At 36.7% G+C, this 12,451-nt stretch carries 12 protein-coding genes and 1 pseudogene; 9 read left to right on the top strand and 4 right to left on the bottom strand.

The window, feature by feature from the left end:
* Both EWM59_RS26350 and EWM59_RS26345 read right to left on the bottom strand, forming a co-directional pair.
* Positions 1-685, bottom strand: a 685-nt coding sequence (locus EWM59_RS26350; protein ID WP_130023161.1) for a transposase, incomplete at its 3' end; no start/stop codon positions are given.
* 194 nt (positions 686-879) lie between these two features.
* A complete protein-coding gene (locus EWM59_RS26345; protein WP_130024211.1) occupies positions 880-5,031 on the bottom strand; it encodes a hybrid sensor histidine kinase/response regulator in 4,152 nt (1,383 codons plus the stop codon).
* A gap of 308 nt (positions 5,032-5,339) precedes the next feature.
* On the opposite strand from EWM59_RS26345, the gene EWM59_RS26340 reads away from it, so the two are divergent.
* From EWM59_RS26340 to EWM59_RS26315, 6 genes are all read left to right on the top strand, one after another.
* Entirely contained in the window at positions 5,340-5,783 is a 444-nt protein-coding gene (locus EWM59_RS26340) for a GNAT family N-acetyltransferase (protein ID WP_130024210.1), read from the top strand.
* 116 nt (positions 5,784-5,899) lie between these two features.
* Positions 5,900-6,343, top strand: coding sequence for a hypothetical protein (locus EWM59_RS26335; protein WP_130024209.1), 444 nt, complete (start codon positions 5,900-5,902; stop codon positions 6,341-6,343).
* 12 nt (positions 6,344-6,355) lie between these two features.
* Entirely contained in the window at positions 6,356-6,652 is a 297-nt protein-coding gene (locus tag EWM59_RS26330; RefSeq protein ID WP_130024208.1) for a DUF3817 domain-containing protein, read from the top strand.
* Positions 6,653-6,688: 36 nt separating this feature from the next.
* On the top strand, positions 6,689-7,252 hold the full coding sequence (locus EWM59_RS26325) for a Crp/Fnr family transcriptional regulator (protein WP_130024207.1): 564 nt from the start codon (positions 6,689-6,691) through the stop codon (positions 7,250-7,252).
* Positions 7,253-7,327: 75 nt separating this feature from the next.
* On the top strand, positions 7,328-8,167 hold the full coding sequence (locus tag EWM59_RS26320) for an acyl-CoA thioester hydrolase/BAAT C-terminal domain-containing protein (protein ID WP_130024206.1): 840 nt from the start codon (positions 7,328-7,330) through the stop codon (positions 8,165-8,167).
* 28 nt (positions 8,168-8,195) lie between these two features.
* Entirely contained in the window at positions 8,196-9,125 is a 930-nt protein-coding gene (locus EWM59_RS26315) for an AraC family transcriptional regulator (RefSeq protein ID WP_130024205.1), read from the top strand.
* Here the strand turns inward: EWM59_RS26315 and EWM59_RS26310 are convergent.
* The gene (locus EWM59_RS26310) at positions 9,122-9,331 is read right to left on the bottom strand and encodes a hypothetical protein (protein ID WP_130024204.1); all 210 of its coding nucleotides are present in this window, start codon (positions 9,329-9,331) and stop codon (positions 9,122-9,124) included. The genes EWM59_RS26315 and EWM59_RS26310 overlap by 4 nt on opposite strands.
* A gap of 155 nt (positions 9,332-9,486) precedes the next feature.
* Positions 9,487-10,311, bottom strand: a complete 825-nt coding sequence (locus EWM59_RS26305; protein ID WP_130024203.1) for a class I SAM-dependent methyltransferase — start codon at positions 10,309-10,311, stop codon at positions 9,487-9,489.
* A 164-nt stretch (positions 10,312-10,475) separates the two neighbouring features.
* Between EWM59_RS26305 and EWM59_RS26300 the strand changes: the two genes are divergently transcribed.
* The 3 genes and pseudogenes from EWM59_RS26300 to EWM59_RS26290 form a co-directional block, all read left to right on the top strand.
* Positions 10,476-11,309, top strand: a complete 834-nt coding sequence (locus EWM59_RS26300) for a universal stress protein (protein ID WP_165372308.1) — start codon at positions 10,476-10,478, stop codon at positions 11,307-11,309.
* Between the two features lie 147 nt (positions 11,310-11,456).
* Positions 11,457-11,939, top strand: a complete 483-nt coding sequence (locus tag EWM59_RS26295; protein ID WP_130024201.1) for a GNAT family N-acetyltransferase — start codon at positions 11,457-11,459, stop codon at positions 11,937-11,939.
* Between the two features lie 176 nt (positions 11,940-12,115).
* Positions 12,116-12,451, top strand: a pseudogene (locus EWM59_RS26290) (hypothetical protein); the annotation flags it as partial.

Raw genomic sequence — 12,451 nt, 5'->3', positions numbered from 1 at the left:
ATTGATAGGCTTCTATTCCTTTATCCAACAATTTTAGTAAAGCATTTTGCCTGCTTCTGGTTTTTCTATAGCTTTTCTTTCGCAGTTTGCTGTAAGAGATATATTTAGTCTTTTGGTCTTTAAACTTTGAGCGAGGTAATTTGATTCGATAAGTTTGACACAGGGTGGGAATCTGTTTTTCCCATAACCATTGACAAGATTCCCAAAGTAATTTCACATCTGTAGGGAAGCGAATATAAGACTCATAACAGGTAGCATCCATTAGTACTACTTGTTTATCAGGTATTTCCTGCTTCCAATTTGCAATAAGGGTTTGTTGTAAAACGCCTAAATCAATATGCTTTGCCAGGTAAGTTCGTGCATTAGAGACAAAAGCATTATCCCGAACCATTTGATTATCACACAATTGAATGCCACAAAACATTTGTATAGCCCAGTCAGTATTTAATCGCTCTAATAGCTTTTCATCACTCAGTTTCAGATAATGCTTCAGAAACATTAAACCAAAATATCCTCGTGGTGGTAAAATGGAAGGAGAACCAACTTTGGTTTTCTTTTTTGGAAGAAGATTGTCTAAAGCTACCCAATCTATGGTTTGATAAATCGCACCTAATTCTGTCTTATTCTTGAAAATGTGCAATCTGGAAAAATTTGGAGAATCCAAATCAAATAATGTACCTTGCATCTGTATTTTTAATTCTTAGCAGAAGAAAAATACGAAAAACCCCGAAATATGTCAAGTTCGTGCATATTCGGGGTTTATTTATTTGCTAAAATATTGCTAATCAAATCGTTACCCTATTAAAGGAGAGCCTAAATAAAAAATGCTATTACAAACGTAATAGCATTTTATCAGACACAATATCACTCTATAGGCAATTAGACAATTTCTGATTCAAGTAATTTCCGGGCTTTTTTTTTAATGAGCGTTCCCCACTTTTCCAACGCTGCTACTAAAAATTCCAGATTGATGGGCTTACTGATATAGTCGTCCATACCTGCTCTGATACATTCATCCCGACTCTCTTGCAGGGCATTGGCAGTCATGGCTATGATAACCGGCTGGTTAATCATCTGCTCTCTGATAAGCTCCGTTGCTCTTAATCCGTCTATTTCAGGCATCTGTACATCCATCAGAATCACGTCATATTCTTTATGCTTAATGGCCTCTAATACCTCCATGCCATTTTCGGCCAAATCGGCTTCATAGCCCAATTTACTTAATATACGCAGCGCCAATTTCTGATTCATGATGTAATCTTCGGCCACCAGAATATTCATCGGGTATTGTATGGCAAACTCAACCGATAGCTTTTGTGCAGGCATACCCGGTATTTTTTCTACTACTACCGGACGTTCTTTCGACATAATCTGGTTATGGATATTTCTGCATAGAATATGTTGTTTGGCAGGTTTGGTCAATACCGAGCTGAACAAATCAGGATGTTCTTTATAGAAAGTATCAGAAATAGAACTCAAAAGCATAATAGGAATTTTCGGCGCTATTTTCTTTATAGCCAATGCCAGTTCTATACCATCCATTTCAGGCATTTGCATATCTGTAATGACGATGTCAAAACTGTTATTGTCTTTAATGTAAGTCAAAGCCTCGTGTGGAGAAGACATCAGTGTTGGTATCATCTTCCATTGTTCCAGTTGCCCCTTAAAAATACTCAGGTTAGTCAGGTTATCGTCAATGACTAATACTGTTTTGTTTTCTAAAACATCCAGATTAAAAGGCAATGCCGATATTTTTATAGAACTAATTTCTGTTTTTATAGTAAAGGTAAATACAGTACCTTTTTCTACCTCACTTCTTACACTTATATCGCCACCCATTAACTTAATCAGTTTTTCGCTGATGACAAGCCCTAAACCAGTGCCGCCATATTTACGGGTGGTTGATGAATCGACCTGAGAGAAAGCTTTAAATAGCTTATCAATTTTATCTGGAGGGATACCAATACCCGTATCTTTTACCTGAAAACCTAATTCTACCTGTCCGTTTTGGCCAGTATTGACTAAAAATACTCTGATAAAAATCTCGCCTTTGTGTGTAAACTTGATAGCATTACCGATAAGATTTAATAAAACCTGGCGTAAGCGCAGGTTATCGCCGATAATCTGCATAGGCACATCCCAGTCAATCTGATATAGTAAATCAATATTGGACTTGGCTACTTTTTCGGCAAAAATGTCCAGTACTTCTTCTATACAATGTCTTAAATCGAAGTCTTTCACATCTAATTCCATATTGCCCGACTCTATTTTAGAAAAATCTAAAATGTCGTTGATAACTGTCAATAATCCTTCGCCGCATGTATGTATGGTATCTGTATAGTTTCTTTGCTCTTCGTTCAGTTCGGTTTCTTCCAGCAATGAGGTCATACCAATAATGCCATTAAGAGGGGTGCGTATCTCGTGGCTCATGGTTGCTAAAAAAATACTTTTGGCAAGATTGGCTTTTTCGGCGTCCTGTCTCGCTTTTAGCTCTTCTTCGGTTGACTTTCGTAGTTGCGCTGTACGGGTTTCAACTTGTTTCTCTAATTTTTCGTTACGGGCTTTAATGGTGTTTATCCGGTAGCGGTAATAGGCTATGGCAGTACCGATAATACTTGCCATCAGAAGTGTTCTGAACCACCATGTTTCCCAGAATGGCGGGAGTACTTTAATCGTAATGGCTGTTCCGGTTTCATTCCATAAACCATCATTATTTGAAGCCTTTACCCTGAAAGTATAAGTACCGGGATCCAGATTGGTATAAGTGGCCGTTCGTCGGCTTCCTATATAATTCCAGTCTTTATCAAAGCCCTCTAATTTGTAGGCATACTGGTTTTTTTCAGATAATGTATAATTCAAGGCTGCGAACTCAAATGAAAAAACAGATTGTTCATGCGTGAACACTATTTCTTTAGTTTCACTGATAGCACTTATGAGCGGAGAATCCTTATGATTAAGGCCAACCGATTTATTGAAAATCTGAAAATCAGTAATATGTACAGGCGGTATAAAGGTATTGTCTTTCATACTGTCCGGATGAAAAACATTTAACCCGTCGGGGCCACCAAAGAACATTTCACCATCAATTGTTTTAAAAGCTGAAGCAGGTTTAAATTCATTTCCCTGTAAGCCATCTGAGACATCGTAATTGCGGAATTTTCTGGTAGCAGGATTATATTTTGCTATGCCTTTGTTGGTACTTATCCAAAAATTCCCTTTGCTGTCTTTCAGAATACCGTTTATTACATTATTAGGCAATCCGTCTTTTTCGCTAATGGTTTCAAATGTTTTTGTATTCAAATCAAGCAATGATAAACCATCGGTGGTACCTATCCATAGATAGCCTTTCTTTGCTTCGGTTATTACTTGTACATTGTTATTAACAATACTCCTTTTGTCGTTGTTTTTATGGGTAAAGTGTGTAAATACTTTGGTGTTTTTATCAAAAGCATCTAAGCTGTTATCGGTGCCTACCCATAATATGCCATTATCGTCTTCATACAAAGCCCGTACAAAATTGCTTGAAATACTGTTAGGGTCTTTTACGTTATGCGTATAATTGGTAAAACTGTCAGTTTTTCTGTCGTAGTAACTAAGCCCTCCGCTTAGTGTTCCTAACCAAACGTTGCCATCTTTTGCTTTTAATATGGCATAAACGCTTTCGGAAGCAATACTACGGGTATTGTTTCTTTCGGGCATGTGGTGGGTAAATTTCCCGGTTTTTTTATTGAGTATATCAAACCCGCCCAGATATAAGCCCACGCCTAACAAATCTTTATCGAGTTCAGCTACCGAAACAACATAGTCTGAATTGATACTGCCGGGGTTTGATAATTGTTTTTTGTAGGTGGTAAAGGTATTTTTCTTTTTGTCGAAAAAACTTAATCCGCCGCCATCTGTACCTACCCATACATTGCCATCTTTATCTCCGGCAATCGATAATATACTACTGTTTTTGAGTCCGCTAACAGATGCCCCTTCTTTATAAAGTGTAAACTTACTGCCGAATTTAGGGAGAAAATTAACCCCTCCTGAATAAGTCCCAATCCATATATTGCCGATATTATCCATATACATACAATACACCGAATTGTTGCTCAAGCTACTTCTATCGTTGGCATCATTCAGAAAAGTCTGGAAATAGTTGGTTTTAGGATTATAGACACTTATACCGCCATTTTCGGTTCCTACCCATACATAGCCTTCGTTATCTTCCATAAATGACAGGACGTCGTTATAACCAATACTGTTAGGATTTTTCGGATCGTGTTTAAAATTAGTAAAAGTATCTGTCTGAGGGTTGTACTTTGAAACACCACCCCGTTGCGTACCTATCCATAGATTGTTGCGGCTGTCTTTGAAGAGTGATTTAATCCAGTTTGCGCCTATGCTGTTGAGGTTAGCGGGATCGTTAAAGTATCGAGTAACGGTTTTAGTATCAGGGTCAAACTTATTCAGCCCATTTTTAGTGCCAATCCACAGTTTACCGTCTTTGTCTTCTTCTATCTTGCTAATATCGTCATCGCTCAGACTATTTTTATTAGTATCTTCATGTTTAAAAACCTTAAAAGTATTGTTGGCAACATTGACTAAGTATAGACCTGTACCTGTGGCTAACCAGATGCGGTCCTGAGAATCCTGAAATATATCCCGGATGCGAACTGATTCATTTGGGGGAAAGAAATGAGAAAAATTATCTTTTTCCCGATTGAATTTATCCAATCCGGCAGCAGTACCTATCCATATATTTCCTGCCTTATCTTCAAGAATATCATCAACAATATTATTGTTCAGACTAAGGCTATCGTCAGACGAGTGTTTGTAGATAACAAACCGATACCCATCAAATTTATTGAGCCCTTCATAGGTAGCAAACCACATAAAGCCTCTCTTGTCTTTAAGAATAGCACTAACATGTCCCTGCGACAACCCTTCGGTGGTAGAAAAATGTCGGAATGTAGGTTTAAGAACTTGCCCGGTAAGTGAATAGGATAACAGTAAAAAAGAAAATAGTAAAATTTTATAATTCATGGTGAAATTGTATTAGGACTAATCTTAACTACATTATATTCTTATAAGAGCATCAAGCAAAGTTGTAGATGGTATTACTGATGAGTAAACCCAGCAAGAAATGAGAATTAAATATTATGTTGTACTATTTTAAGAAAAATTAGCAAAAATAATGCCAAGTAAATTTGTTCAGAAATTGAAGGCCAAAAGGCTATAGTACAATAAATTTGTATAAAAAACACTGAAAATCTTTCTAAAAAACTGTATTTTTAACCCTTTACCAGCCATAAGGAAAATATTTTTTATCAAAAAATGTATTTGTGATTATTATGAAATTAGTACCTATTAAAGAATACCTGAGTGAGAATGAAGCGTTTTTAAGAAACCCTGAATGCCAGGAACTGGTAGAAATGACAGTAGAGTTTTACGAGAAAGTAGGATATTTACCTCCGTGGATTTGTTATTTTGTTGAAGAGAACGGGAATATCATAGGTAGTGCCGGGATAAAAGGGAAACCGATAAACGGGGCTATAGAAATTGCCTATGGAACGATGGAAAAATACCAACACCGGGGAGTGGGAACAAATATCTGTAAAATGTTAGTTAATTTATCACTCAATACTGACCCATCGGTACAAATTACCGCACGCACATTACCTGAAAACAAGTTTTCGTGCCGGATTTTAGAAAAAAATAATTTTACGTGCGTGGGCATCGTTGATGACCCGGATGACGGCAATGTATTGGAATGGGTATATAATTATCAGGGCTGAAAATTATCTAACATCAATAACAGCAAAAATGATTGAAAAGTCCGGTTTTTTGCTTCATCAATCCTAACATCTGATAGCCGGTTGAGCCTAATTTTGTGCAAAAAAATCAGGCGTTTATGTACGAGATATTTGTGTTTCTCCATTCTGTTTTTCGTTGGCTCGTCTTAATAGGTCTGCTCTATGCCATTGGCAGAAGTATTCACGGCATTATCAGTAAACGCACCTATACCAAAGCAGATGGCTTTGCCCGTATGATAGCGACTACAATCAGCCATACACAATTATTAATAGGTTTTACTTTATACTTCGTATTAAGCCCTATTACGCAGTTTTTTATGAAGAGTGGTTCGGGAGGCAACCATGAAATCTGGTTTTTTGGAATTTATCACATAGCTATGATGTTTAGCTCTATAGTAGTGATGACTATAGGCGGTTCTGTGGCCAAACGGGCTACTACTGACCATGCCAAATTTAAAACCATTACCATTTATTTTTCTATTGCTTTAGCCCTTATCTTATTAGCTATTCCCTGGTTCAGACCTTTTTTTAGAAATTTTTAAACAATATAGTTCATGTTAGATTTATTGAAAACTCAATTAGGCCGACTTCGACTATTAGCTTTTATAGAAGGAATCTCATTTTTAGTTTTGTTATTTATTACAATGCCGCTGAAATACGCATTTGATAATCCGGCTCCTAATAAAACTTTCGGTTTAGTGCATGGGCTTTTGTTTATTTTATATGTGCTGGCAGTTATTCAGATAAAAATTGAGCAAAACTGGAATATCCGTAAAACCTTATTAGCGCTATTAGCATCGGTTGTGCCTTTTGGGACTTTTTGGGCTGATAAAAAGTTGTTTCAGAATTGAAATCCGTATCTTTAAGTCATCAAAAAATCTTTCCTGATGACTGATTTACTTAATCATTTTGCACAATATATTAAGGTAAGCGACTATTTGAAAGAAGAACTTACGAAGAGGATTGCCTTTAAATCCTTTGCGAAAGGGGAGGTACTACATTCGGCTGACAGGATATGTACAAAAAGCTATTTTATTCAGAAAGGGCTTTTACGCTTGTATTTTCTGAAAGATGGTAAAGAAATAAGTGAGTATTTCAGTTGTGAGGGCGACTGGACAAATTCGCCACGCAGTTTTATTCAAAGAAAGATTGATTTGTATTACATTGATGCTATTGAGCAAACAGATGTATATATAGTAGAAGTACAGGATTTAATGTTTTTGTTTAATAATTTTCCGGAAATGGAACGCTACGCCCGTCTGTCAATGGGCAGTACTTTCGGATATCTCATCGAGCGCATCACTTCTATGCGGTTTACAACTGCCAAAGAGAAATATCAACATTTTTGTGAGGTGTATAAAGGGATTCACCATCGTATTCCTTTGGGTATGGTGGCTTCTTATCTTGGCATTACTCAGGAAACTTTAAGCAGAATCAGGGCTGAAAAGTGATTTTTTGATTTAGGTCAAAAGTTAAGAGAAATATTGCGTTCAAATTTACGCTGTATTTATTAAACGACCAATCAGATGAATCATTGTAAAGCCTTATTCTTAGTTTTCTTTTGTATTTTTTCTTTCAATAGTTTCTCTCAGAATTTATCTACCCCCGGAGTGAATAGCCAATTATATGTGGGCGAATCAGACAAGCAAGCACTGATAGTTGGCTTAGGCGGCTCAGAAGGGGGTAATCCCTGGACAAGTAATTACTGGAAATCCACACGTGATGAGTTTATCAGTCAAGGTTATGCCTTTTTAGCGCTTGGCTATTTTGGCGCAAAAGGCGCACCGGATAGTTTAGACCGTATTTCCTTGGAAAAAGTGTATGGTGCCATTATGGAAGCAACAAAAAATCCGAAAATTGATAATAGAAAGATAGCCCTGATAGGTGGATCAAAAGGTGGCGAATTAGCATTACTCTTAGCCAGTCATTTCAAAGCCATCAAATGCGTGGTGGCAATAGTGCCCAGTCATGTAGCTTTTCCCGGTCTTACCAGTCATTTATCTACTTCTTCATGGACTTATCAGGGCTTAGAAGTACCTTACGTACCTGTTTCTGAAGAAACTATCCCTGCTTTAATCAAAAGAGATTTAAGACTTGCATTTGATACTATGCTGAAAGATACAGTAGCTGTTGAAAAAGCCCTGATTCAGGTAGAAAATATTAACGGCCCTGTTCTATTGATGTCGGCCACAAAAGACGAGATGTGGGGCTCAACACCTATGTCGGAAGCCATTGTTAATCGGTTAAAGGGTAAGAAATTTAGGCATTATTATGAGCATATAGCCATTGAAGGAGGTCATACTGAACCCTTGAAGCATTTTGAAGAGATTTTTGATTTCTTAAAGAAACATTTTGAAAAAAAATAGTGTATTAAAAGAAACATTATGAAAGCAATTGCCTAAGAATAATCAGATAAAAACATATAATGCAGAATCTTACCGCAACAACTTCATAAAGCATGAAGATAAATCAGGTACTATACTGAAAACAGATTTCGATAAGTTTTTTATAGTAAGAGTAGAAGAGTTAATTCGCTTAATGAAGTTGCCTGTACCACCTGCTAGAACAAATACGCATACTTTTATTTATCTGACAGACGGTGAAGCTATTATGCGTATAGGTAGCGAAACCTATAAGATTGAGAAAGATGAATGTCTGGTAGTAGCAGCAGGACAGGTTTTTTCTTTCGATAATATTGATATTAACAAAGGCTACCTGTTTAATTTTCATGACGACCTCATGATTGGCAAATTAGCCAAAAACGACTTGCTGAAAGATTTTGAGTTTCTGCGGGTGTGGGGCAATCCGAAAATCAGTTTAGATACGCAGACCTCCGGTTTTGTCAGGCAATTGTTAGAGAGAATTTTAATTGATTACGAAATCAATGGTTTACATAACCGGGAGCTTATTCAGTCTTACTTGATAGCTTTATTATGCGAAATAAATAGGGGGTATAAGCCGATGCCGGGTATTACGCAACTGAAAGCCATTGCTATTTCTAATAAGTTCAGAGAATTGCTGTTTATACATATTAAAACCAAGCACCTGGTGAGCGATTATGCGTCATTATTAAACATTACTGCCAATCATCTCAATAAATCAGTAAAAGCCATAACCGGAAAATCTCCTACCAAATGGATTGATGAAACCATTGTATTAGAAGCCAAAATATTATTGTATCAAAGTAATTTATCAATCAGCGAAATAGCTGCTGAGGTTGGCTTATTCGACCAGTCTTATTTCAGCCGTTTATTTAAAAAATATGAAGGAACTACCCCTTTGCAGTTTCGCAAGTTGATTGAGGAACTTAGACCCGGTAATTAATAAGCCACATTATCATCGTAGCCAATAGAAGAAAAAAACTCAATCACTTTATCGCTATATTCTCCTAAATCTTTTCTGCCTTTGATAAAGTGTTGCAAGAGTAAAGTAGGCAATTCTAATTTTTCCTCAATTCCACTAAGCGAGAAAGTAGGTTCATCTTTTTGCTGTTTAGTCAGAAAAGATCTAAAGTTTTTAAGATTAGGCATTATGTATAGGTTTAAAGTAGGTATACTAATTATGATTTCAAATATACTGATAAATAGTTCAAAAGTTCAAATAAAAAGACTGAATTTGGGCAAGTATTTGCCCGACTATACCATTCTGTTTTAATTGAGTAGTTTAATCTGAGAAATAGGTCATACTATATTTTTCTGACAGCTATCATCATGTGTGGACTTAAAGCCAGCAGAGCCTGGTCGCTTTCGGTAATAGCTAATAAATCCATTAATGACTGTTTTTTTCTGGCATCTGCCCGGCTCTCAAAATATTTTTTATCTAACCACACTACCCCTTCTACTGCGTAGATATTCAAAAACTCAAGCCCTGCCTCTTCAAATTCACTGATTAGTTGTGCGGGTTTATGATAGTAGGCCTCTGCCAATGAACCAGGCATAGTTTCAGGGGGGGTATGAACACCCGTTAGTAATTCCTGTTTACACATGTCTATAAAACCCGGTTCGTGCATGAATCCATTCAACAAACCTGCAATAGTAGAAGCCGCATAATTAATAGCAAAACCCACTATGAGTCCATTTTTCTTTACTACTCTTTTGGCTTCCTTTATAGCGTCTATTCTGTCTTTTTTATCCTGTAGATGATATAATGGACCATGTAAAATAACCATATCAACCGATTCATCAGCGAAATTCAGTTGCCTTGCCTCGCCTAAATGCGCTTTAAATGGTTTTTTCAGGCTATTGGCTCGTTTGGTGGCTTGTTTGATATGCTTGGGAACAGGGTCAATCAGGTGTACAGTATAGCCCATACCGGATAGCCATTCTGAGTAAACGCCGGGTCCTCCGCCTACGTCTGCTATCACTCCTTTTGATGCAGGTAAGTAGCGTTGTATTAAATCTTTGTTACGCTCAAACTCTAAAGGCCCCAATCCTAACTGAAGCCTGGCTTCTTCTGAAGTTTGCGTATAAAAGTTTTCAATATCTGCACTAATTAATCTATCGGTATTCATGGTTTATGAAGTCTGAAACTATGGCAAGTGTATTTGGATGATAGGTAACGGCTACAAAATTAGAAAATATCTGCGACGAAATTTTATAGAGATTTAATATTGAACAGGGTAGTGGTATAAATTTTTTACATACTTTTATTAACAGATAAACAATGAAGAAATCCATGAAAAAAATCATAATAGCTACAGACTTTTCAGAAAACTCTGATAGCGCCCTGGCTTACGCTACCACATTGGCCAAGCAGTTTAAAGCTGAATTATTAGTAGTACATGTCTATTTTCCTATGGTTCCGTTAGACCCTAATTTAGCTTATGATACCATAGCCCCATCGACCTTGCAGGAAGAGATGATAAAGTCTTATGAAAGACAGTTGGAAGGAATTACCGATACATTGAAAGAAAAACATATAAAGGCCGAAAGCGAGATGATTATCGGAAGTTTGTCGTCAAGTATTGCAGAATTTGCTAAAAATAAAAAAGCAGATTTGATTATTGTCGGAAAAACGACTGATAGTTCTTTTTTTGACAGGCTGATTGGCTCAACTGCCTCCAGCGTAATTAATAGCACAAGTGTACCTGTATTGATTGTTCCGGCTGATAGCGATAAGCCGTCGTTTAATAATATCATTTACGGTACTGAATTGGAGTCAGAAGAGAAAGATGTTTTAAGGAAGGTATTTAAATTAGCCAAAGAACTTGATTCAAAAATAACACTGATTAAAATAAATGCCGATTTTGAATTGAATGTTCAGGACGATGAACAGATGTTAAAAGATATACAAGAGGGATTCTCGAAAGAGAAATTTGCTTTTGAAGCTATCAAAGCAGATAATGTAAGTGAGGGCTTACTCAACTCAGCGCATAAGCATAAAGCAGATTTATTGGTAGTAGCGCATCATCATCACAGTTTCCTTTCAGAATTTATCAATTCGGGTAAGTCGAAAGAGATTATTGCCAAGACTGACATACCATTGCTGGTTTATGACATTGAAGCATAAAACAGACTGAAGAACTTTTGAAAAGCTGCACCTGCGTGTGCGGCTTTTTTGTTATCGTAAATTTGAAAATATATGCACTATTTGTTCTGAAATAATAACCGGAATGATACTTTTGCTAAAGTATATTCAGCAAAAGTTTACTACCCAATGGAGATAAGAAAAGCAAAAGAAACTGACTACGATGGCGTATGGGAGATATTCTCAAGCGTAGTACAAGCAGGAGATACCTATGTATTCAGCCCTGATACCTCTAAATCTTCTCTGCAAAACTATTGGTTTGCCGAAGTGATGGACACGTTTGTATCCGTAGAAAATGACAAAATAGTAGGCACTTATTTTATAAAGCCTAATCAGCCTGGGTTAGGAAGTCATATTGCTAATTGTGGCTACATGGTAAGCCCTGACCATCGGAATAAAGGTATTGGCAAGTTGCTTTGTGAACACTCACTGCAATTCGCTAAAGACAAAGGCTACTATGGTATTCAGTTTAATATTGTGGTAAGTACCAATACAGTAGCCATAGAACTCTGGCAGAAATCAGGCTTCCGTATTATCGGCACAACTCCCAAAGGTTTCAGGCATAAAGAATTAGGGTTGGTAGATAGTTATATTATGTTCAGAGAGTTGTAAGTAGGAAGTATTGGTTTTCTATTTTCTAAAGAACAGGGTATAGTGAAGATTTAAGTATGTGAATCAAGGGTTGAAATTATCAGAAACAAACAAGGAGTATTTTGTTAAATTGCAAAATGCGACCTTTACAATTAATACAAACTTACAGCCTTGTTTGTGAGTGCTATGATACGCACATGAGTTTACATTTCCAAAGACAGAGCAATAATAATTGTCCTGAATTTACAGACCAAGAGGCAATAACGATTTACCTATGTGGTATTTTCGAAGGCCATTATAGCCATCGCTCAACTTATAATTATATGGTCAATCATTGGTCATCATGGTTTCCAAAATTGCCGTCATATCAAGCTTATAATGCACGAATTAATGCAATATACTGGCATTTTGAGGTAATTATTTCCCATTTGATGAATCAAATGAATTTTAATGATTGCTATGATAATGTATCTTTGGTGGATTCATTGCCTATCATGCTTTCCAAACACCCTTATACAGCTAAAGTAGCATCT

This window comes from Emticicia agri, assembly GCF_004168285.1.
GTDB lineage: Bacteria > Bacteroidota > Bacteroidia > Cytophagales > Spirosomataceae > Emticicia > Emticicia agri.
This window is presented reverse-complemented; position numbering and strand designations above follow the sequence as displayed.

Bases quoted from the DNA above. Each gene is read 5' to 3' on its own strand.
- EWM59_RS26330 (WP_130024208.1), top strand. From the start codon at position 6,356: ATGTTAGATTTATTGAAAACTCAATTAGGCCGACTTCGACTATTAGCT.
- EWM59_RS26340 (WP_130024210.1), top strand. From the start codon at position 5,340: ATGAAATTAGTACCTATTAAAGAATACCTGAGTGAGAATGAAGCGTTT.
- EWM59_RS26320 (WP_130024206.1), top strand. From the start codon at position 7,328: ATGAATCATTGTAAAGCCTTATTCTTAGTTTTCTTTTGTATTTTTTCT.
- EWM59_RS26305 (WP_130024203.1), bottom strand. From the start codon at position 10,311: ATGAATACCGATAGATTAATTAGTGCAGATATTGAAAACTTTTATACG.
- EWM59_RS26295 (WP_130024201.1), top strand. From the start codon at position 11,457: ATGGAGATAAGAAAAGCAAAAGAAACTGACTACGATGGCGTATGGGAG.
- EWM59_RS26325 (WP_130024207.1), top strand. From the start codon at position 6,689: ATGACTGATTTACTTAATCATTTTGCACAATATATTAAGGTAAGCGAC.
- EWM59_RS26310 (WP_130024204.1), bottom strand. From the start codon at position 9,331: ATGCCTAATCTTAAAAACTTTAGATCTTTTCTGACTAAACAGCAAAAA.
- EWM59_RS26300 (WP_165372308.1), top strand. From the start codon at position 10,476: ATGAAAAAAATCATAATAGCTACAGACTTTTCAGAAAACTCTGATAGC.
- EWM59_RS26345 (WP_130024211.1), bottom strand. From the start codon at position 5,031: ATGAATTATAAAATTTTACTATTTTCTTTTTTACTGTTATCCTATTCA.
- EWM59_RS26335 (WP_130024209.1), top strand. From the start codon at position 5,900: ATGTACGAGATATTTGTGTTTCTCCATTCTGTTTTTCGTTGGCTCGTC.